This is a genomic window from Thalassospira profundimaris WP0211, from assembly GCF_000300275.1.
In the GTDB taxonomy this organism is placed as follows: Bacteria; Pseudomonadota; Alphaproteobacteria; order Rhodospirillales; family Thalassospiraceae; genus Thalassospira; species Thalassospira profundimaris.
This window is the reverse complement of record NZ_AMRN01000005.1, coordinates 34,000-56,945: the sequence shown is the minus strand read 5'-3', so window position 1 is coordinate 56,945 and position 22,946 is coordinate 34,000. Positions and strand designations below refer to the sequence as shown.

The 22,946-nt window shown below is 56.2% G+C and carries 16 protein-coding genes; 12 read left to right on the top strand and 4 right to left on the bottom strand.

Features of this window, described 5'->3' with window-relative positions:
• Positions 1-84: 84 nt before the first annotated feature.
• Positions 85-1,986, bottom strand: coding sequence for a sigma-54-dependent Fis family transcriptional regulator (locus TH2_RS10820; RefSeq protein WP_008890469.1), 1,902 nt, complete (start codon positions 1,984-1,986; stop codon positions 85-87).
• A 376-nt stretch (positions 1,987-2,362) separates the two neighbouring features.
• Between TH2_RS10820 and adh the strand changes: the two genes are divergently transcribed.
• Together adh and TH2_RS10810 are read left to right on the top strand one after the other, a co-directional pair.
• The gene (adh, locus tag TH2_RS10815) at positions 2,363-3,883 is read left to right on the top strand and encodes an aldehyde dehydrogenase (RefSeq protein WP_008890468.1); all 1,521 of its coding nucleotides are present in this window, start codon (positions 2,363-2,365) and stop codon (positions 3,881-3,883) included.
• Positions 3,884-3,955: 72 nt separating this feature from the next.
• Positions 3,956-4,357 carry a DUF779 domain-containing protein gene (locus tag TH2_RS10810; RefSeq protein ID WP_008890467.1) on the top strand — a complete coding sequence of 134 codons (402 nt, stop codon included), beginning with the start codon at positions 3,956-3,958 and terminating at the stop codon, positions 4,355-4,357.
• 170 nt (positions 4,358-4,527) lie between these two features.
• On the opposite strand, the gene TH2_RS10805 is transcribed toward TH2_RS10810, so the two are convergent.
• Positions 4,528-5,532 carry a YeiH family protein gene (locus TH2_RS10805; protein WP_008890466.1) on the bottom strand — a complete coding sequence of 335 codons (1,005 nt, stop codon included), beginning with the start codon at positions 5,530-5,532 and terminating at the stop codon, positions 4,528-4,530.
• Positions 5,533-5,641: 109 nt separating this feature from the next.
• Between TH2_RS10805 and TH2_RS10800 the strand changes: the two genes are divergently transcribed.
• The 4 genes from TH2_RS10800 (at position 5,642) to TH2_RS20775 (ending at position 9,262) form a co-directional block, all read left to right on the top strand.
• Positions 5,642-6,538 (top strand): LysR family transcriptional regulator, encoded by an 897-nt coding sequence (locus TH2_RS10800; RefSeq protein ID WP_202949016.1) that lies wholly within the window; start codon positions 5,642-5,644, stop codon positions 6,536-6,538.
• 206 nt (positions 6,539-6,744) lie between these two features.
• Entirely contained in the window at positions 6,745-8,133 is a 1,389-nt protein-coding gene (locus TH2_RS10795) for a cytochrome ubiquinol oxidase subunit I (protein ID WP_008890464.1), read from the top strand.
• Between the two features lie 2 nt (positions 8,134-8,135).
• Positions 8,136-9,128, top strand: a complete 993-nt coding sequence (gene cydB, locus TH2_RS10790) for a cytochrome d ubiquinol oxidase subunit II (protein ID WP_462933924.1) — start codon at positions 8,136-8,138, stop codon at positions 9,126-9,128.
• A complete protein-coding gene (locus tag TH2_RS20775; RefSeq protein ID WP_081579299.1) occupies positions 9,128-9,262 on the top strand; it encodes a DUF2474 family protein in 135 nt (44 codons plus the stop codon). Before cydB ends, TH2_RS20775 begins: the two co-directional genes overlap by 1 nt.
• Positions 9,263-9,381: 119 nt before the next feature.
• Here the strand turns inward: TH2_RS20775 and TH2_RS10785 are convergent, their stop codons facing one another.
• Complete coding sequence (locus TH2_RS10785) at positions 9,382-10,599, bottom strand: aminotransferase-like domain-containing protein (RefSeq protein WP_008890462.1); 1,218 nt, start codon at positions 10,597-10,599, stop codon at positions 9,382-9,384.
• Positions 10,600-10,756: 157 nt separating this feature from the next.
• Positions 10,757-11,557 (bottom strand): hypothetical protein, encoded by an 801-nt coding sequence (locus tag TH2_RS10780; RefSeq protein WP_008890461.1) that lies wholly within the window; start codon positions 11,555-11,557, stop codon positions 10,757-10,759.
• A gap of 354 nt (positions 11,558-11,911) precedes the next feature.
• Here TH2_RS10780 and cysD point away from each other — a divergent pair, with 354 nt between their 5' ends.
• From cysD to TH2_RS10750, 6 genes are all read left to right on the top strand, one after another.
• Positions 11,912-12,805 (top strand): sulfate adenylyltransferase subunit CysD, encoded by an 894-nt coding sequence (gene cysD / locus TH2_RS10775; protein WP_238538697.1) that lies wholly within the window; start codon positions 11,912-11,914, stop codon positions 12,803-12,805.
• Positions 12,805-14,724 (top strand): sulfate adenylyltransferase subunit CysN, encoded by a 1,920-nt coding sequence (gene cysN, locus TH2_RS10770; protein ID WP_008890459.1) that lies wholly within the window; start codon positions 12,805-12,807, stop codon positions 14,722-14,724. Before cysD ends, cysN begins: the two co-directional genes overlap by 1 nt.
• A gap of 161 nt (positions 14,725-14,885) precedes the next feature.
• Positions 14,886-15,707 (top strand): ImuA family protein, encoded by an 822-nt coding sequence (locus TH2_RS10765; RefSeq protein ID WP_008890458.1) that lies wholly within the window; start codon positions 14,886-14,888, stop codon positions 15,705-15,707.
• Positions 15,619-17,265 carry a Y-family DNA polymerase gene (locus TH2_RS10760; protein ID WP_238538692.1) on the top strand — a complete coding sequence of 549 codons (1,647 nt, stop codon included), beginning with the start codon at positions 15,619-15,621 and terminating at the stop codon, positions 17,263-17,265. The genes TH2_RS10765 and TH2_RS10760 overlap by 89 nt, the downstream gene beginning before the upstream one ends.
• Before the next feature lie 14 nt (positions 17,266-17,279).
• On the top strand, positions 17,280-20,642 hold the full coding sequence (locus tag TH2_RS10755) for an error-prone DNA polymerase (protein WP_008890456.1): 3,363 nt from the start codon (positions 17,280-17,282) through the stop codon (positions 20,640-20,642).
• 474 nt (positions 20,643-21,116) lie between these two features.
• Positions 21,117-22,943, top strand: coding sequence for an ABC transporter ATP-binding protein (locus tag TH2_RS10750; RefSeq protein ID WP_008890455.1), 1,827 nt, complete (start codon positions 21,117-21,119; stop codon positions 22,941-22,943).
• Positions 22,944-22,946: the final 3 nt, after the last annotated feature.

Here is a 22,946-nt window from a genome sequence, read left to right as displayed (position 1 = left end):
CTGTAAAGCCCTGCCGTTACTTAAAACAATAACGGTGTGCCCTACAATGAAAACATTCGCAAAAGCCGGGTAATTCGACGATTTTTAACGCCGATTGATCCCAAGCCGCGCCATCCGGCGATAAAGCGTGTTGCGCCCAATGCCCAGCGCCTTGGCGGTGTTGCTGATGTGCCATTGCTGATCATCAAGGACTTGGCGCAGGGCGTCGGCCTCCGCCCGTGCGATGGTCTGGCCCGGCGATGGCGGTGCAACATCCTGCATCGCAACGAAATCATCAGGCAGATGATGGGGTCCAATCACCCCGTCTTCGGCAAAGACCGCGGCATATTGCAAAACATTGATCAGTTCGCGCACATTGCCCGGCCAGCGGTGAGCCGTCAAAAGCGTCAGAACATCATCACTGCATGCGACATACTCATCGGACAACGCCGCCAATAGCCGCCCGATCAGATCAGCCAGATCACTGCGTTCACGTAACGGCGGCACCGCAAGGCGCGCCCCCTTGATGCGATAAAGCAGGTCTTCGCGGAATTTGCCCTCAGCCACCGCCGCATTCAGATCGACATTGCTGGCACAGATCAGGCGGAAATCGACCGGCACAGATTTGGTGCTGCCAAGCGGCTCGACCGTGCGGCTTTCAAGGACACGCAGCAATCGGCCTTGGGCGGCCAGCGGCATATCGCCGATTTCATCGAGAAACAGCGTGCCGCCATTGGCCTCGCGGATGCGGCCGCCAAAACCATCGCGTGCCGCGCCGGTAAAGGCACCACCGGCATGGCCAAACAGTTCGTTTTCAATCAACCCTTCGGGAAGGGCGGCACAGTTGATCGCAACAAATGCCTTTGATTTGCCGAGGGTGGCATCATGAATGTGGCGGGCCAGATATTCCTTGCCGCTGCCAGTTTCGCCCGACATCAGAACATTGATGTCCTTGGCGTGCAGACGTGTACCGATTTCAAAAATACGCCGAAGGGCGGCGTCCGTATCGGGGATATCAGTCGTGCGTCGGGCTGGCAGGGTTGGTGCCTTGCGCGCCACCGGCGTTGAACGCCCGACATAACGGCGGCGCATCCGTTGCGGGATGGTGACACTGCCAAACAGAACACCACCACCCGCGATATTAAGCGGGGTTGCAGATGGTCCCTGCCCGTCCGGGCTTGCCAGTTTGGCAATCAGATTATCAACATCCATCTCGAACATATCGGCGATATCGGCGGAATTATCACACGCCGCCAGAATGCGCCGCGCAGTCGATGTCGCCCCACTGATTGTGCCATCTGGCGCAATCGAAATCATCGCATCACGGGTTGATCCTACATGGCGGGCATCGGGATGCAGATGGACAATCACATCACCGGCGCGTTCATCAAAAAACAGGATACGCTCAAGCGCATCGGCATAATCGGCCACCATGCCGCGCACGCGCAGGCAATCGGGGCGTTTGATATCTTCGCGCACAGCCGACACATCCAAGACCGAGCACACCTTGCCATCGGGATCAAACACCGGGGCCGCTGTGCAGGTCAGAACAGAATGCTGGGCCAGGAAATGTTCATCCTTGTGGATGGTGATCGGGCGGCCTTCGACAATACAGGTACCAATGCCGTTCGTACCTTCGCGTTCCTCGCTCCAGACCGCGCCGGGCAAAAGGCCGTTGGTGCGAAATGACGGCAAAAGCGAATGGGCCGCGACACTGTCAAGGATCACACCGCTATTATCGGTCAGAAACACCGCATAGCCGGATGCATCGATCTTGCGATACAGCGTGCGCACAAGGTCATGGGCATGATGATAAAGCCGCCCGTTGCGATCACGCAATTGCCGGGTCTGGCTTTCAGATATGACTTCGGGACGGCGCAAGGTGTCATGAGCCAGACCAAAGCGTTGTTCACACCGTTGCCAGCTTTCAAGCACCGCACGATTTTGCGCCCCGCCGCTCAGCTGCAGGGCTGCTTCTATCCGTCCGCCGGGAATGTTTCCTGACATAGACGCTATCTCCCTTGTGTCGGTGTTTTTGCCATTGTTTTGGCCCGGATTTTTCCGGTGCGTGACTTTTGCCACAGCCGATCACAGGCCAAATCGTAACACATTTGACGTCCCCCACGCCAAACAGTTTCGCCCGCCAAATCCGGCAAAACCGTGAGTGTTCCATTTTTGGAACAATTTGTCCCAATCGCCCTGTTCCAGTCATGCCGATGGCACAAAACCCGCGGCTCAACCGGGAACGCGCAACCATCTGAAAAACAGGTTCTTTCTGACAAAGCGCCATCGAAATCGGCAAGTGGCACGACCTTTGCGGGTAACGGATCGTCATAATCAAAAATGCGGGCGGCAAATCGCCCGTTATCTCGGAGGAACCCAAATGATCTACAAGAATCCAAATGACTCTGGCAGCAAGGTCAGCTTCAAAAGCCGTTATGAAAACTTCATTGGCGGTGAATGGGTGGCCCCAGCCAAGGGTCAGTATTTTGAAAATGTCTCGCCGGTGAATGGCAAGCCGTTCTGCGAAGTCGCCCGATCGAGCTCTGCAGACATTGAAAAGGCACTTGATGCCGCCCATGCCGCCTTCCCGGCCTGGGGCAAGACCTCGGTCACGGAACGGGCCAATATGCTCAACAAGATTGCTGATCGTATGGAAGCCAATCTTGAAATGCTGGCAGTTGCCGAAACCTGGGACAATGGCAAGGCCGTGCGTGAAACGCTGGCAGCCGACATTCCACTAGCCATTGACCATTTCCGCTATTTCGCGGGCGCCATTCGCGCACAGGAAGGCTCGCTTGGCGAGATTGACGACAACACGGTCGCCTATCACTTCCATGAACCGCTTGGTGTGGTCGGTCAGATCATTCCTTGGAACTTCCCGATCCTGATGGCGGTCTGGAAACTGGCCCCGGCCCTTGCCGCAGGGAACTGTGTTGTTCTGAAACCGGCCGAACAGACCCCGGCATCGATCTGTGTTCTGATGGAACTGATTTCCGATCTGATCCCGGCGGGTGTGGTCAACGTTGTGCAGGGCTTTGGCGTGGAAGCCGGCAAGCCGCTGGCACAAAGCAACCGTGTGGCCAAGGTTGCCTTCACGGGTGAGACCACCACCGGTCGCCTGATCATGCAATATGCATCGGAAAACATCATTCCGGTCACCTTGGAGCTTGGTGGCAAGTCGCCAAACATCTTCTTTGAAGACATCATGGCGGCGGACGATGATTTCCGCCAAAAGGCCGCCGAAGGCATGGCAATGTTTGCCCTGAACCAAGGTGAAGTTTGCACCTGCCCGTCGCGCGCGATCATTCAGGAAAGCATCTATGACAAGTTCATGGACAGCGTGCTATCGCGCATTGCCAACATCAAACAGGGCAACCCGCTTGATACCGACACCATGATGGGTGCGCAGGCCTCGACCGAGCAGATGGAAAAAATCATGTCCTATCTGGATATCGGCAAACAGGAAGGTGCCGAAGTCCTGTGTGGCGGTGACAAGGCCGATCTTGGTGGCGATCTTTCGGACGGTTTCTATATCCAGCCGACCATCTTCAAGGGCCACAACCGCATGCGGATTTTCCAGGAGGAAATCTTTGGCCCGGTCGTATCGGCCACCACGTTCAAGGACGATGCCGAGGCGCTGCATATCGCCAATGACACGCTGTATGGCCTTGGCGCTGGTGTCTGGACGCGGGATGCCAACCGTTCATATCGCTTTGGCCGCGAGATCAAGGCCGGTCGTGTGTGGACCAACTGCTATCACCTCTATCCGGCGCATGCGGCCTTTGGCGGTTACAAGCAGTCGGGCATCGGGCGTGAAAACCACAAGATGATGCTGAACCACTATCAGCAGACCAAGAACCTTCTGGTTTCCTACGATCCGAAACCGATGGGCTTCTTCTGATCCGATCCTCTTCACAGCCGGACGCGAGGCCAACCTTGCGTCCGGTCGCCTTTCGCAAAGAAGGAGGTGACATTGAACGGATCAGAAAACGCGCCTGACAGGGTGGTTGCGACAGATGCCGCGATTGAGCTGATCAGGAAACTAAAAGACATCCACGGGCCGGTGATGTTTCACCAGTCGGGCGGCTGTTGCGATGGCAGTGCGCCGATGTGCTTTCCCGACGGGGAATTCAAAACCGGTGATCAGGATGTATTGCTGGGCGAGATTGAAGGCAGCCCGTTCTATATCGGGCGCGCCCAGTTCGAATATTGGCGTCATACCCAACTGATCATTGATGTGGTCGACGGGCGTGGCGGCATGTTTTCGCTGGAGGGACCGGAAGGCAAACGCTTCCTGACCCGATCACGCATCTTTAGCGACGATGAATGGAACGCCCTTAAGGCGCATGAAGAAAAGGCACCAATCACGGTTTAGCAAAGCCAACGCTTTTTGATCCTGGATCTACCCGGGCGTTTCGTTTCCGACATCTCCTCCCATGGTGTCCACCCCCAGCGAAACGCCATAAGAAGCTGCCAGCTTATCCGGCGCATGTGCGGCTTCTTCCCCCTTGCCCGCTGCTTCCCCATTTGGGCAGCGGGCATTTTTTATGCCAGAACCACAAGCACCACCCCCGAAAGGGCACAGAGAAACATCAGGGACAACAGGGCCGCCATCACCACCCGCCCGCCAACATGCAAGACATTGCGGATATCAACACTCAATCCAAGGGCAGCCATGGCAAGGATGGTCAGAAATGACGAGGTCGTTTTGATCGGCGCGCGGGCAATATCGGGGATCAGATCAAACGAACAGGCCACCATCATGGCGATAAAGCCTATGATGAACCATGGCACGACCTGCGCAATCGGAAGCTTCGTCTCACGCGCCCGTCCGCCAATCACAGCCAGCGCAAAGATCACCGGCCCCAGCATCAAAACCCGGATCAGCTTGACCAGTGTGCCGACCTGAACCGCAAGGGTGCCGGCCGGTGCGGTTGCCGCCAGAACCTGCGGCACGGCATAAACCGTAAGGCCTGAAAAAATCCCATATTGGGTTGCTGATAATCCAAGTCCGGCATGAAGCATCGGCAGGACAAAAACAAACAAGACACCCAAAACCGCCGTAAAGGAGATTGAGGCCGCCACATCATCTGATTGTGCCTCAATCACCGGGGCGGTTGCCGCAATTGCCGAATTGCCACAGATCGAATTGCCGCATGCGACGAGCATCGAAAGATGGTTGGAAAGACCAAGCGCACGGCCAATGTGATAGCTGACAAACAGGCTGATACAGACGACCGCGATGATGGCCGCAACCAACCCGCCCCCGGCCGACCCGATGGCCTGCGCGCTGATCGATGCGCCCAGCAGTACAATGGCAATTTCAAGCACCGTCTTGGCACAAAACCGAACCCCGGCAAAATAGCGCGGCGCCAATCCAAACACCGATCGCACCACCACCCCGATCAGAATGGCAAAAACCAGACTTTCCACCCAGCCACGCCCGAACAACACACGCTCGGCATGTTCGGCCAGTTTGGCGGCAAGTGCGACCAAGATGGTCACGGCAAGCCCGGGCAGGATCGGTTTGAGGTGGCTGTAAAAAAACATGGTTTTCCTGTGTTTTGATCACAGGCAGAAAATCTCACGCCCAACCATTTACTTCCATCGAATAAAAACTCATATTTCATTCGATTAAATTGAACAGTTGAGCATAACCATGATGACACTCGAACAGCTTCAGATCTTTGTCGCGGTTGCCGAACGCGAACATCTGACCCGCGCGGCCGAGGCGATTGGGCTTACACCATCGGCCGTCAGCTCCGCGATCAAGAACCTTGAAGGCTTTTATGGTGTGGCGCTGTTTAACCGGGTGGGACGGCGGATTGAGCTGACCCAGACCGGGCGGCTGTTCCTTGATGAAGCCAAATCAACGCTGGCCCGCGCGCGGGCGGCCGAACTGACGCTGGCTGAACTGGGCGGCATGCAACGCGGGGAGCTTAATGTTTATGCCAGTCAGACGATTGCCAGTTACTGGTTGCCGCCGTTTCTGATGAAGTTCCATGACCAGTATCCCGGCATCGAAATCCGCCTGACGATTGGCAACACCAAAACCGTATCCGATGCGGTACGCGGCGGGGCTGCCGATATCGGCTTTATCGAAGGCGACATTGATGAACCGGCCCTGGCCAAACGCGAAGTCGCCGAAGACGCCCTGGTGATTGTTGTGTCGCCCAATCACCCTTGGGCCAATGGCCGGGCGCTGAACCCGCAGGCCCTTGTTACCCAGACCAACTGGATCCTGCGCGAAGCCGGTTCAGGCACCAGATCGGAATTTGAAACCGCCTTGCGCGATCTGGGCGTTGATCCCGCGCGCCTACGCACCGCACTTGTCTTACCCAGCAACGAGGCCGTCATTACCGCGGTTGAAAACGGCATCGCCGCCACCGCCGTTTCGCAGTTCGCCGTCAGCTCGCTGATCGCGCAAGGCCGCCTTGCGCGCGCAAACTTCCCGATCCCACCACGTAAATTCATGGTACTCCGCCACAAGGAACGCCAGCAGACGCAAAGTTCGCTGGCGCTGGAGAAGCTGTGCCTTTCGCCCCTGAATACCTAGATCGCAACAATCGAATTTAAAAATATTCCAAGTGTAAATTGCGCATTCGCAATGCAGCATTTTGGTGTCGGTTCTAATGGTCGGTCTGACAGGGCAACCTGTGCATGCGCCACCCGAAACCGACACATGCATCCGTCAAAGGGCACTTCCGTTTGCGGAAGATGCAGAGTTGTCCCGAGGCTTCGCCACCTTAGAGGACCCTGCCAATGCTTGATGCAGAACTATTGGCGCGCATACAGTTTGCCTTCACCGTCTCGTTCCACATTATCTTCCCGTCCTTTACCATCGGACTGGCAAGCTTCCTGTTTGTGCTCGAAGCCCTTTGGCTGCGCACCAGGGACGAGACCTATCTTTCGCTTTACAAATTCTGGATGAAAATCTTTGCCCTGGCCTTTGGCATGGGCGTCGTATCCGGGATTGTGATGTCCTATCAGTTCGGCACGAACTGGGGACCGTTTTCCGAATTTACCGGCGGTGTGATCGGCCCGCTTCTGGCCTATGAGGTGCTGAGCGCCTTCTTCCTTGAGGCCGGTTTCCTTGGCATCATGCTGTTTGGCTTGAACCGTGTCGGGCCGAAGCTGCACTTTACCGCCACCACCATGGTTGCGGTTGGCACGCTTTTCTCGGCCTTCTGGATTTTGTCGGCCAATAGCTGGATGCAAACACCGGACGGCTATGTGATTGAAAATGGCCGGGCGGTTGTTTCAAGCTGGATCGACGCGATTTTCAATCCAAGCTTCCCGTATCGTCTGGTGCATATGGTGCTGGCCGCCTACCTCACCACAGCCCTTGTGGTTGGTGCGGTTGGTGCATGGCATCTGATGCGTGATCGCGAAAACCGGGCGGCCAAAATCATGTTTTCCATGGCAATGTGGATGGCGGCCATCCTTGGCCCGATCCAGATTTTTGCCGGTGATTTGCACGGGCTTAATACCCTTGAACATCAGCCCGCCAAAGTGGCCGCGATGGAGGGGCATTTTGAAACCCGCGAAGGTGCGCCCCTGATCCTGTTTGGCATGCCCGACATGGAAGAGGAAGAAACCAAATACGCGCTCGAAATCCCCAAGCTGGGGTCGATGATCCTGACCCATGAATGGGATGGCAAGATCACCGGTCTTAAGGACTTCGCACCCGAAGATCGCCCGAATGCGGCGATTGTATTCTGGACGTTCCGCATCATGGTCGGGTTGGGTGTTTTGATGGCACTTCTGGGCATTGCCAGCGTCATCGCACGTCTGCGCAAGAAACTTTATAGCTGTGGCTATTTGCATCGCTTTGCCCTTCTGATGGGACCAAGTGGCTTTGTTGCCATTCTGGCCGGCTGGTTTACCACCGAAGTCGGGCGGCAGCCCTGGGTGGTCTATGGCCTGATGCGAACGTCCGAGGCCGGGTCGCCCGTCGCCCCGACCGCCATTGCCGGATCGCTGATCGCCTTTGTGGTGGTTTATGCCATCGTGTTCGGGGTCGGCACGGCCTATATCCTGCGCGCCATGATCAAGGACCCGCGCTCGGCCCACATCCCTGAAGAAACCGAAATCTTGCGGGCCGGTGGCCGCCAGTCCACCGCTGCACATCCGCCTGTGGCAGGAGAATGATCATGGATTATCAACTGATCTGGGTTCTGCTGATTGCTGTTGCCGTCTTTGCCTATGTCACGCTGGATGGCTTTGACCTTGGAATCGGCATCCTGTTCCCGTTCATCAAGAACCCGAAAAATCGCGGCCGGATGATGAATACCGTGGCCCCGGTTTGGGATGGCAATGAAACCTGGCTGATCCTGGGCGGGGGTGGGCTTTATGCCGCCTTCCCGCAGGCCTATTCATTGCTGATGACAGCGTTTTATATTCCGGTCTTTACCATGTTGCTCGCCCTTGTTTTCCGTGGTGTGGCGTTTGAATTCCGGTTCAAAAGCAAGAACCACCAGAAACACTGGGACTTTGCCTTTTCCGCCGGATCGATCATCGCAGCCGCGATGCAAGGCGCAATGCTGGGCGGCTTTATCGAAGGCATTGCGGTTGAAAACGGGCGTTTTGTTGGCGATGCATTTGATTGGCTGAGCCCGTTTTCGGTGTTCTGTGCAACGGCGGTTGTCGTCGGCTATGCCCTGCTCGGTACCGGCTGGCTGATCATGAAGATGGAAGGCGACTTTCAGGGCAACTTGCGCCGTCTCGCCAAACCGGCCGTGATCTGGATGGCGGCCAATCTTGGCGTGGTGTCGCTGATGACGACCTATGTTAATCCGGCCTATGCCCAGCGCTGGTTTGAATTGCCAAACATGCTTTACCTCGCCCCGATCCCGATTGTGACGGTTGGTCTGCTCTATTGGTTGTGGCATGCGGTCAAGAAGCGTGAAAAGACCGTGTTTGGCATCACGCTGGGTATTTTCTTCCTGAGTTATCTTGGCTTCGGGATCACGCTTTATCCCAATATCGTGCCGCCGATGATCACCTTCCGCGATGCGGCCGCGCCGGAAAACAGCCTTGCCTTCATGCTGGTGGGGGCTGTGGTTCTGCTGCCGATCATTCTGGCTTACACCGCCTATGCCTATTGGGTGTTCCGCGGCAAAACCGGGGATGAGGGGTATCACTGATGGCCAGTCTCAAATCACCTCTCAAATCCCCAAAAGCCCGCAGATGGCTATGGTTTGTCGGCCTTTATGTCGGCGGGATTGTCGTCCTTGGCGCAGCATCCTTGTTGCTGCGCGCCCTGATGGGGCAGGCATGACCATGCACATACCCTGACCTCTGACCTGACCCATGCAAACTCCCGTGACCTGCTTCATACCCCCGACAGCAGGTCTTTACCCGGCAGCATTCCCCACCCGCTGCCGGGTTCTTTTTTTCTTACTGGTTATCCTTGCGCCGGATCAGCAGGGCCAAACGTTCAATACCATCGCGGATACGTTCGCTGCTTTCGGTGGCAAAGCTCAGGCGCGCGGTATTGATCCCGCTTTGATCACAGAAGAATGCCTGACCGGGAACAAAGGCGACCTTGGCATCCTCCATCGCATCGATCAGAAGTTCGCGGCTGTTGATTTTGTCGGGCAATGTTAACCAGACAAACATGCCCCCTTGCGGGCGCGACCAACTGACACCTTCGGGCATGAAGTCCTCAAGCGCGCCCAGCATCACATCGCGTTTGGCGCGATAGGCATCCTGCAGGGTTTCCAGATGGCTTGGGAACAGTTTCGATGCGACACGCAGTGCGATTTCCTGATTGATGGTTGATACATGCAGATCCCCTGCCTGCTTCATCAGAACAAGCTGTTTGATCACTGGCCGCGGTGCCGTGATCCAGCCAATGCGAAGGGCCGGTGCCAGCGTTTTGGAAAAGGTGCCCAGTTGGATAACTGTTCCGAAATCCGGATCGCCATGGGCGTCATCAAGTGCTAGAAGCGACGGCAGGCTTTCACCTTCATAGGCAAGCTTGCAATAGGCCGCGTCTTCAAGGATCACCGCGCCGTATTTGCGGGCAATCTCCAGCACCGCCAAACGGCGATCAAGCGAATAGGATCGTCCCGTCGGGTTCTGGAAATCTGGCGACAGATAGGCAATCCGCGCGCCCTTGGTAAAGGCGGCATCAAGTTCGGCAATCACCGGACCTTCATCATCCATGGCAATGCCGACATAGCTTGGCCGACGCATTGAAAAGGCCTGCATCGCGCCGAGATAGCTTGGCTTTTCCAGAACGATCTCGCGCCCCGGCTCCAGCAACAGGCGGGCGAGCATATCCAGCCCCTGCTGCGCACCACAGGTGATCAGGATATTATCAATATCGCGCACGGCCCCCGTCGCCGCCAGATCATCCGCAATCCATTGCCGCAACCCGGGCAGGCCTTCACTGATGGAATATTGCAGGCTGCGACGCCCGGCCTGCTCATCGCCGGTCAGATCGCCATAAACATTGTTAAAGGTCGCAAGCGGGAAAAGCTTGGGATCGGGCACGCCACCGGCAAATGAAATAATCTCTGGCCGTTCAGCCACTTTCAGCAGGTCACGAATTTCAGACGCCCGCAGGGCACGGGCATCGGGGACGATCATTTCATTCCATTGAACAGACATGGCAGCACTCTTTAGGTCAGCAACATTGCCGTTATTTGGCAAGCAACACTGACCTAAATCAAGTTTATTTTATCAGACAATCAAAATTTGAAATAAAATTACAATGGGTTCTATCGTCAAGCTTATAACAGCCCCATGCGATTTTGCTCTGTGCCCTTTATTTTGCCAGCAGCCAGGCCCGACAAAAGACCACGGAAACCAGTACAACAGCGAAACAGCCGATCAACGCGGAAAATGCAGCACTGACGATCAGAAATGCCGGATCGGCGGGGATGCCAACGGCAACCAGTATCGCCACCACCTGCCCCATGACTGGCAACACCAAGGCTGAGAGAATGGGCAGGAACAGAACCACCGCCAAGAGTCGCACAAACAGATAGAAGAAGCATCGCCGTCCGACGGCCAGAACATCGCCAAACCTTGTCTGCCCCGTTTGAAGACTTACCGCCCCCCACGCGCCCAACAGCACAAACGGCGCAAAGACCAGAAGGGCCATCACTGCCCCCGCACCAAGACGCAACGCCGCCGACGCATCAACGCGGCCTGTACTCATCAATAGAAGGTCGGACACGAAAACAAGCTGATAGAGCGTGCCCAAAACCGCCACCACCAATGCAGCAGCCATCATGCCCCGCGCAAAATTCAGCACCCCGGTCAAATCTTGCACGCGCATGGCCGCAACCCCGACCTCGCCCCTCAGGACAGCGATATGGCTGACATAGGCAACAGGGATCAGCGGAATGGCATAAATCGCAAACCAGATGACTTGCCAGATCGCACCGATCAGACTTGGCGTACCCTCAACGTCCAGCAATGCCGGGCGGGGCATGACAGCGCCAAGCCCGCTGATCAGAACCGTCAGCAGCACCGAAATGGCAACAATGCCCCGCCCCTGCCACATCAGGGCCATACCATCCTGAATAATCCAGGTCTTGAATGGCTGTGCGTTTCCGTTCATCGCCCCCACATATCGCCGCCGCAATTGCGTGTGATTGATATGGCGATGAATGGGGTATCTGGTCAATGCATCTGGCTTACTCTGGCTTGGAAGGTAAAATTTAGGTCTTCCTCCCCGAACAGAGGCCCTGCGATGCAAATAAACTTGCCCTGCCACGCCTTTCAAATTAAACACTATTAAAAGTGTTAATAATCATTCGACTACAAAATTTTGTGTAAAAATAGAAATCACACTTGCGTTGCGGTGCGTTCCATATTACCCATCAAAGCTAAGTGAAATACTTTTATAAACACTAAATTATGTGTTGATTGCCACAGTTATGATTGATCGGCAGGAAAGAGAATGCAGCCTAATCTGACCCATCTCCGCCAGCTTGAGGCAGAGAGTATCCACATCATCCGCGAGGTGGCGGCATCGTTCGAGCGGCCGGTGATGCTTTATTCCATCGGTAAGGATTCATCAGTTCTGCTGCATCTGGCGCGCAAGGCGTTTTATCCGGCCCCGCCGCCCTTTCCATTGATGCATGTCGATACCACCTGGAAATTCCGCGAAATGATCGAATTTCGCGACCGGATGGCGGCTGAATACGGCTTTGATCTGATTGTCCATATCAATCAGGACGGTGTGGAGCGCGGCATTGGCCCGTTCACCCATGGATCCAGCCTGCATACCGATGTCATGAAGACGGAATCGCTTAAACAGGCGCTGAACAAATACAAGTTCGATGCGGCCTTTGGCGGCGCACGCCGTGACGAGGAAAAGGCACGTGCCAAGGAACGTGTATTCTCCTTCCGGACCGAAACCCACCGCTGGGATCCGAAAAACCAGCGCCCGGAATTGTGGGATATCTATAACGCCCGGATCAACAAGGGCGAAAGCATCCGTGCTTTCCCGATCTCGAACTGGACCGAGCTTGATATCTGGCAATATATCTATCGTGAGCAGATCCCGATTGTGCCGCTGTATTATTCCGCCAAACGCCCGGTGGTCGAACGCGACGGCATGCTGATCATGGTCGATGACGACCGCATGCCGCTGAACCCGGGCGAGACCCCGGAAATGAAATCGGTGCGTTTCAGGACCCTTGGCTGCTATCCGCTGACGGGTGCCGTTGAGTCCGAGGCAGCCACCCTGCCCGACATTATTCAGGAAATGCTTCTGACCCGCTCAAGCGAACGTCAGGGCCGCATGATTGACCACGACCAGGCCGGGTCGATGGAGAAGAAGAAGCAGGAAGGTTATTTCTGATGTCCCATAAATCTGACCTGATTGCTGAAGACATTCTTGGTTACCTCAAAGCCCAGGAAGAAAAAAGCCTTCTGCGTTTCATCACCTGCGGCAGCGTGGATGACGGCAAATCGACCCTGATCGGGCGTCTGCTTTGGGATTCCAAACTGATCTTTGAAGATCAGCTGGCCGCCCTTGAATCAGATAGCCGCAAGGTCGGGACGCAAGGTGGCGAAATTGATTTCGCCCTGCTGCTTGATGGCCTGCAAGCCGAACGTGAACAGGGCATCACCATTGATGTGGCCTATCGCTTCTTCTCGACCGACAAGCGTAAATTCATCGTCGCCGATACCCCCGGCCACGAACAATATACCCGTAACATGGCGACCGGTGCATCGACCGCCGATGTTGCCGTCATCCTGATTGATGCGCGTAAGGGCATTCTGACCCAGACCCGCCGCCACAGCTTCATCACATCCCTTCTGGGCATCAAGCATGTGGTGCTGGCGGTCAACAAGATGGATTTGATCGACTATGACCAATCCAAGTTTGATCAGATCGTTGCCGAGTATCTGAAATTCGCTGAACAGCTGAACTATAGCTCGATCACCGCGATCCCGCTTTCGGCCCTGCGTGGCGACAACATGATCGAGCCGAGCGCGAATACGCCCTGGTATTCCGGCCCGACGCTTCTGGCCCATCTTGAAGATGTGCAGGTCGAACAGGATGCGATTGAAAAGCCGTTCCGTTTGCCGGTGCAGTGGGTCAACCGCCCGAACCTTGATTTTCGGGGCTTTTCCGGCACCATTTCATCAGGCCGCGTCAAACCGGGTGACGAGGTTGTCGTGACCGCATCGGGCCTGACCAGCAAGGTCAAGGACATCGTCACCTTTGATGGTAACCTTTACGAAGCCATTGCCGGTCAGGCGATTACCCTGACCCTTGAAGATGAAATCGACATTTCGCGTGGCGACGTTTTGGCGCATGCGGATGCCAAGCCCGACTTTGCCGATCAGTTCGAAGCCCGCATCATCTGGATGCATGAAGATCACCTTCTGCCCGGCCGCCCCTATCTGATCAAGATGGGCGCACAGGTTGCCAATGCACAGATCAGCGACCTTAAATACAAGGTCAATGTGAACACGCTTGAACATGTGGCGGGCAAAACGCTTGAGCTTAACGAAGTCGGGATTGCCAATATCTCGGCCGACAAGGCGCTGGCGTTTGATCCCTATGATCAGAACCGTCATTCGGGCCGCTTCATCATCATTGACCGCTTTACCAACGCCACCGTTGGGGCGGGCATGGTCAACCATTCTCTGCGCCGTGCGACCAACATCAAATGGCAGGAAATGGACATCAACAAGGGCGCGCGTGCCTATCAGAAAGGCCAGAAATCGGTCATTCTGTGGTTCACCGGCCTGTCGGGTGCGGGTAAATCGACCGTCGCCAACCTGGTTGAGAAGAAGCTCCATGCCCTTGGCAAACATACCTACACCCTTGATGGCGACAATGTCCGTCATGGCCTGAACAAGGATCTTGGCTTTACCGATGCTGACCGGGTGGAAAACATCCGCCGGGTTGGTGAAACCGCCAAGCTGTTTGTCGATGCGGGCGTGATCACGCTGGTATCCTTCATCTCGCCGTTCAAAAGCGAACGCCAACTGGCGCGCAGCCTTGTTGAGAAAGACGAGTTCATCGAGGTGTTTATCGACACCCCGCTTGAAGTCTGTGAACAGCGCGATGTGAAGGGTCTTTATAAAAAGGCCCGTGCAGGCGAGATCGCAAACTTCACCGGGATCGACAGCCCCTATGAACGGCCAGAAAACGCCGAGATCACGGTCAATACATCCGATCAGACCGCCGAAGAAGCAGCAGAGGCGATTGTCTCCAAGCTTGAAGAATTCGGTGTTCTCGGGGCCTGGTTCCCGGAAATCTGATCTGCACTCAGACATGTATTCAGGAAAACCCGGCATTTGCGAATGCCGGGTTTTCTTTTGCTTCAACCACATATTCCCCGATCCTGAAAAACCCGATTGGATACGCCTTGACTCCTGTTCCGCTTTGACCACATAAAATAGAACAAAACAGGAACACTAAAATGTCAGACAGACGCATTCATCAGGCACGCGCGGCTTTGGCGCGGGCTGAGCAGCAATGGAAAGTTCAGGTTTCCTGTCTGTCCGGTGGGCCAGATCGGGCAGACGGGGTGATTGCGCGTGCCTTTGGCGGCACGTTCCTGCGCGATCATATCAGTATCGGCGGCCTTGCCCCGATTGGCCTGCATGAAGTGTTGTGCGGCCATGATGATTGCGCGGCATCCCTTTTGGCGTGGTATCTGGCGACATTGTCTGTGGAGGCACCCTCTGATGCCTCTAATCACCCATCTGCCCCGCCACCCGGCAAGGGCATCTTCTGGATCCGGCAGCGTCGGGCCCTTGATCAGGGCGGGTTTTATGCCCTGTCCCTGCCGATGACGGCGCTTGAACCCGAACCGTTGATGATGACGGTCGATCAACAGGCCACCGCCCTTTGGACCTGCGAGGAAGTGGCAAAATCCGGTCAGGTCCGTGCGGTGATCATTGAAACCACCGACTATGACCTGACCACGGCAAGGCGCCTGCAACTGGCCTGTGAAAGTGGCGGCACACGCATCATTGTTTTGCGCCCGCTTGCCAGAAACGGGCGCATTCCAACCTCAAGCGCGTGGACACGCTGGCAAATAACACCTGTAAACGCCTTGGAACCAACAGAACGACCAACAGGAAACGACCATCATCTCAGCCTGATCGGGGGACGCGGGGTCCGACCGGGAAGCTGGAAAGTCAAAACCGATGCAACAACGTTTTCTTTATCTGTGGCTGACCCACTGGAAAACCGACTGTCAGAAGCCTCAACACAAGACAGGCACGCTCACGCCTGATCAGCCCCGCGATGCTGACAGTCCGAAAACTGTCCCACAGGCCTCAAAGCCACAAGACACCTCGCACGTGATCACGCGCAGCGATCACAAGGGCGTGCTCGTCTGCGGCCTGAATGCAGCGGCACAAAAGGCCGGACTTCATGGCGGCATGCGCCTTTCTGATGCGCGCAGCATCCTGCCCGATCTTCAGGACAGCCTCGAGGACACTGATCTCTGCGATGGTAAATTTGTCCGACTGGTGCGCTTCATGGACCGCTATAGCCCGTGGATTGCGCCGGATCGGGACTTGCATGCGCATGGGCTTAATGGCGATGCCGGCATGTGGCTTGAAATCACTGGCGGCAGTCATTTGTTTGGCGGCGAAAGTGCGATGATCAAACAAATCCTGCGCGACATGAAAGCCCAGGGCATTGCAGCCCGCGCCGCCATTGCCGATACCGCCGGGGCGGCATGGGCGGCGGCCCGTTGCCATACAGGGGGCCATCCGGGCGCGTCAGATGAGCGCATTTTATCCCTGCCGCGGGATCACGGGGTTGCGGCCGGGTTTCCGGTATCGTGCCTGCGGCTGTCTGATGACATTATCGCGGTTCTGGCCCGTCTTGGCCTGAAACAACTGGGTGATATCACGCCCCTGCCGCGTGCCAATATCACCACCCGCCTTGGCCCGGATGTGTTGCATCGCCTTGATCAGTTTTATGGCCGCCTGCCCGAACATCTGAATTTTGAACTGCCCGATGCGCCGTGGCTGATCAAACAAAGTTTTGGTGAACCATTGGGGAGTGCTGACACGCTGGCACATGCGATTGAAAGCATGGTGGCCGAGCTTTGCGCCAAACTGCGTGATGAAAACCTTGGTCTTAGGCGCCTGATCGTCCGGTCCATCCGGGTCGATGGCCATGCCCATACCATCACGACCACAACCGGCACACCCTGCCAGTCCGAAAGCCATATTTTGCGATTGCTCGCGGAAAAGATGCCCGGGGTGGATACCGGCTTTGGCATCGAACAGGTGATTGTCTATGCCCCGTGGGTCGAACATGTTGCCTTTCGTCAGGTCCGCCTTGACCGCAAGCAGGATGACAGCAGCGATGCCATCGCACTGGCGCAGCTTCTTGATCGCATTGCCCATCATCTGGGGCCAAAGGATATTTTGTACCGCCCCGCCCACCACGCCAGCCACCTGCCCGAACGGGCCGCCATCCGGCAATCGCCGACCGGGGCTGCCAAACCGGCACGTCTTGCGGATGCGCCGCTGCCCAAGCGTCCGGTCCGTCTGATTGATCCGCCCGAACCGGTCGATGTCATGGAACGCGGCGCCAACGGCGCGCCAACAAAACTGCGCTGGCGCAAGATGATGATTGATGTTCTGCGTACGGACGGGCCAGAGCGCATCTGCCCGGAATGGTGGACCCATCTGGACCGGGATAATTACACCCTGTCGCATATGACACGCGATTATTTCCGCATCTGCGATCAGAAAGGACGCTTGATCTGGCTGTTTCGCAGCGGCCATGCCGGACAGGATATCTGGTCGGTGCATGGTTTGTTTGCCGGGTGATGTGATTTGATGCCATGACCAAGCAAACCAACAGTACAGCCGACCCGGCCTATGCCGAACTGCATGTCAGCAGCAATTTTTCATTTCTGCGCGGGGCATCGCATGCGGAGGAACTGGTGCTGACCGCTGCCACCAAGGGCCTGCATGCAATTGCGATCACCGATCACAACACGCTGGCCGGGGTGGTGCGCGGCCATACCGCCCATCGCAATTATGCCGACCGGTTGAACTACATTGTTGGCTGTCGGCTTGATCCGATGGACGGTCCATCCTTGCTGAGTTATCCGACGGATCGGCAGGCTTACGCGCGGCTGTGCCGGCTGCTGACCCTTGGCAAACGGCGCGCGCCCAAGGGATCGTGCGAGATTTATCTTGCCGATATCGTCACCCATGGCGAAGGCCTGCTGTTTATCGCCGTGCCGCCACAGGTGCCGGGTGACGCCTTTCGCTCTGAGCTGATCAGTTTGAAAGCGCATTTCGAAGATCGCCTTTGGCTGGCCATCGGGCGGTTCATGGACGGGTTTGACAGCGAACGTCTTGAGTTTACCGAAATGGTCGAGGCCGAGCTTGGCATTCCGGCCGTGGTGACCAATGACGTGCATATGCATTTACGATCGCGCAAACCATTGCAGGATGTCCTGACTTGCATTCGCCATCACTGCACGATTGAGGATGCCGGATACCGTTTATTCCCCAATGGCGAACGCCATATCAAATCGCCGCGTGAAATGGCGCGTCTGTTTCCGGGTCACCCGCACTGGTTGGCCCGCACCGTCGAGATTGCCGATCAATGCACCTTCAGCCTTGATGAGTTGCGCTATGAATACCCCGACGAAAATGACGGATCGGGCGAAGGCACCCAGGAACGTTTGACCCGCCTGACCTGGGAAGGTGCGCATAAACGCTATCCCGATGGTGTGCCCGACAAGGTCAAAAACCTGATCGAGACAGAGCTTAAACTGATCGACGAGTTGGGCTATGCCCCCTATTTCCTGACCGTGCATGACATTGTCGCCTTTGCCCGGTCCCGTGGCATTTTGTGTCAGGGGCGCGGGTCGGCTGCCAATTCATCGGTGTGTTTTTGTTTGCATGTCACCTCGGTCGATCCCAACAAGGTGGAATTGCTGTTTTCGCGCTTCATCAGCAATGCCCGCAACGAACCGCCTGATATCGATGTCGATTTTGAACATGAACGCCGCGAAGAGGTTATTCAGTTCATCTATGAACGCTATGGCCGCGACCGGGCCGGGTTGACCGCCACGGTGATTTCATACCGATCACGTAGCGCCATTCGCGATGTTGGCAAGGTGTTTGGTCTGTCGGAAGACACCATTGTCAAACTGACCAAAACCATTTGGGGATCAAGCAGCAAGGGCGCGCATGACAATATGATGCGCCAATCCGGCATTCATCCCGATGAACCGCGCCTGAAGGCGGTGCTTGATATCGCGGGCGAGTTAACCGGCTTTCCGCGCCATCTGTCGCAACATGTTGGCGGTTTTGTCATCACGCGCGGGCCGCTTTGTGAACTCTCCCCGATTGCCAACGCCGCGATGGCGGACCGCACCACCATTGAATGGGACAAGGATGACATTGATGCGCTGGGCATCCTTAAGGTCGATATCTTGGCCCTTGGCATGCTGACCTGCATCCGAAAAGCGCTTGATGAGCTGCGCAATCACAAGAACATTGATTATGATCTGGCGACCCTTCCCAAGGAAGATCGGGCGACCTATCGCATGCTGGAAAAGGCCGACAGCATCGGCACCTTTCAGGTAGAATCGCGCGCACAAATGAGCATGCTGCCCCGCCTTAAACCGCGAAGCATTTATGATCTGACCATTCAGGTCGCCATCGTCCGGCCCGGCCCGATCCAGGGCGGCATGGTCCACCCCTTTTTGCAGCGGCGCATGGGCCGCGAAAAGGTCGACTACCCGTCCCCGGAACTCGAAGCGGTATTGAAACGCACCTGCGGTGTGCCGCTGTTTCAGGAACAGGCAATGCAGATCGCCATTGTCGCCGCTGGCTATTCCGGCGGAGAGGCCGATAACCTCAGGCGTGCCATGGCGACGTTCAAGCGCACCGGCACCATTGGCGAACATCGCACCAAGTTCATCAATGGCATGCTGGGTAACGGCTATGACATGGACTTTGCCGAACGCTGCTTCAAACAGATCGAAGGCTTTGCTGATTATGGCTTCCCCGAAAGCCATGCCGCGAGTTTTGCCATTCTGGCCTATGCGTCGTCCTGGCTGAAATGCCATCATCCGGATGTGTTTTTATGCGCGCTTTTGAATTCCCAGCCGATGGGGTTTTATGCCCCGGCACAGTTGGTTAATGATGCGCGCAATCACGGGGTGCGCGTGCTTGAAATCGATATCAATCACAGCTTCTGGGACAATCAGCTGGAACGCGAATTGGGCCGCACGGCGGGATATCATTCGGTGCGGCTTGGTTTTCGCCAGATCAAGGGATTTGGCGAGCTTGATGCCCTTGCCCTGATTTCCAACCGGCCCGCTGGCGGGTTTCAGGATGTCTATCTGATGGCGCGCCAGACAGGACTATCCCCGGCCGCGCTTGAAAAACTGGCTGAGGCCGATGCGTTCGGATCGCTTGGCTTATCAAGGCGCGAAGCGCTTTGGGCTGTGCGACGGTTTGGCAAGGGGCGCAAGGCCCCAGCAAGCCTGCCGCTGTTTGAGGCGGCCCAGAACTTTAACCACAATATGGGGGTCTCGGCCGAATTTGGCGCCGAAGCCCCGGTCGATCTGCCGATCATGGGCCCGGGCGAAGAGATCATCGAAGATTACGCCAGCCTGCGCTTGTCGCTTAAGGGCCATCCGATGGCGATGCTGCGTGATGCATTGGGTGCCGCCGGGGTGTGTACCGCCAGTGATCTGCCCAATGTACGAAATGGGGATCGTTTGACCCATGCCGGCTTGGCGATCGTTCGCCAGCGCCCCGGCACGGCATCCGGGGTTGTTTTCATCACCCTTGAGGATGAAACCGGCATCACCAACCTTGTGGTCTGGAGCAAGGTGATGGAACAACACCGTCGCGAAGTCATGACCGCCACCGTTCTGGGCGTGACCGGCAAATTGCAACGTGAAGACGGGGTGACGCACATCATTGCCGACAAGCTGGTCGATCTGACCCATATGCTGCAATCGATGAGCGAAAACACCAAAATCGCGCGCGATGCCAACAACCATCCACGCAACCTGCGCTGGGCCAGCCCGCGCACCGCCCTGCCAACCGGGGAAGCCGCCTCACCCACAGCATCTCGAGTTGCCGGTGATCTGGATCAGCTGGGCTCAAAACCGGAAACACGCACCGCCAGTCACAAGCGCCTTAAGATCGACAGCCATGATTTCCACTGATCTGACCGTTTGACCCAAACAGGTATCGACCAATCCAACTCACGGAGTCTGTCTTTTTGCCCTTGGACCGGCACATCACGCATCCAACACCGGGCTTAAGAGCCACAAGAAGTCGCCTGTAACTATTTTTATTAAAAACAGCAAACTAGCAGATCGCGAAAAAGGGTCTGACACGTCTGAAAGTGCAGAAAATACGATTTGAACTTCAAAAAAAGACAAAACGTTGACAAAACGTCAGATAAATGATGATGATTGTGTATAAATTATAAATCGCTCAACCGCGATCAGGGTTGCTGAACTCTATTATCTGGAAAAAGGTACGTGCTGCCGGTGCAGCAAACATCGGGATTATCGCCCCCCACGGCGTCCCAACACCCCTTTATCAGATGCCAACCATCCCCAGCAATTCCGGGTCCCGGTCTGCACGGTACGCGCCACCCCGCGTTCCGACACTTGATAGTCGAGGATAATCGCGTGACTGAACATGCCCCGATTCTGCGTATTGAGGATCTGTCTGTCGAGTTTGGCGCATCGCGCGTCATTGAAAACCTGACCCTTTCCGTTTCACCGGGCAAAACGACGGCCATTGTCGGAGAGTCCGGATCAGGCAAGTCAGTGACCTCTCTTTCGGTGATGCGTCTGGCAGAAATGATGGGGGCAACGTACCCGTCCGGGAAAATCATCTTTGAAGGTTCAGAGGGCAAAACGGATTTGCTCGCCCTGCCGCAAAAAAAGATGCGTGCGATCCGTGGCAAGGACATTGCCATGATCTTTCAGGAACCGATGACGTCGCTGAACCCGGTATTCACCATCGGTGATCAAATTGCAGAATCGCTGATCCTGCATGAAGGCATGTCCAAGAAGGACGCTCTGAAAGAAGGGCTGCGGCTTCTTGAAATGGTGCGCCTGCCAGATGCAGCACAACTTCTGAACCGCTATCCCCACCAACTTTCCGGTGGCATGCGACAGCGCGTAATGATCGCCATGGCCCTTGCCTGCCGGCCCAAAGTGCTGATTGCGGACGAACCGACCACCGCCCTTGATGTCACCATTCAGGCCCAGATCCTGACCATTATTCGTGATCTTCAGGCCGAACTCGGCATGGCGGTTATTTTCATCACCCACGATATGGGCGTGGTGGCCGAAGTTGCCGACGACGTCATGGTGATGTGGAAAGGCAAAAAGGTCGAGGAAGGCCCGGTCAAAGACCTGTTTGCCAACCCAAAGCACCCCTACACCAAAACACTTCTTTCGGCGGTTCCGCGTCTTGGTGCCATGGCGGGGGAGAAATTCCCCAAACGGTTCCCGGTTGCCGTCATGGATGGCGACACCCCGCGTATCGTCGGCAGTGAGCACATCCAGAACACGGCAAAATACGATGCCCAACCACTTTTGCAGGTGCGCGATCTTGTCACCCGCTTTGACATCAAAAAGGGGATTTTTGGCGGCGTCACCCATCGTGTGCATGCGGTCGAAAATGTAAGCTTCGACATTTACCGCGGCGAGACCCTTGCACTGGTCGGAGAGTCCGGATCAGGCAAATCGACGATCGGGCGGACCATTCAGCAATTGCAAAAAGCCACCAGCGGTAACATCACATTTGATGGCCGTCCCTTTGCCAGCATGGGCAAGGCTGATCAGCAACGTCTGCGTCAGGAAATTCAATATATTTTCCAGGACCCGTTTGCCTCGCTTGATCCGCGCAAAAAGGTCGGTTTTTCAATTGCCGAACCGATCCATACCCATCATCTGATGGATGGCACCAAACAGATCAAAATGCGCGTTGACCAGTTGCTTGAACGTGTCGGCCTGACATCGGCACATGCGGATCGCTATCCGCACGAATTTTCCGGCGGTCAGCGCCAGCGCATCTGTATTGCCCGAGCACTTGCCTCGAACCCGAAACTGATCATCGCGGACGAAGCCCTTTCGGCCCTTGATGTGTCGATCCAGGCACAGATCATCAACCTGTTCATGGAACTGCAGGAAGAACACGGCCTCGCCTACTTGTTCATCAGCCACGACATGGCCGTCGTTGAAAAGATGAGCCACCGGGTCGCCGTGCTGTATCTGGGCCAGGTCGCCGAACTTGGTTCGCGCCAGCAGGTTCTTGAAAACCCGTCACACCCCTATACGCAGCGCTTGCTCAGCGCCGTACCAGTGGCCGACCCCACACGCAACGTTAATCGCACCATGCTTGACGGTGAAATTCCAAGCCCGGTGCGTCGTGTCGGGGATGAACCGGCCATTGTCAGCTATCAGGAAATCGCACCCGGCCATCTTGTGGCCAACGCGGTCTGATCG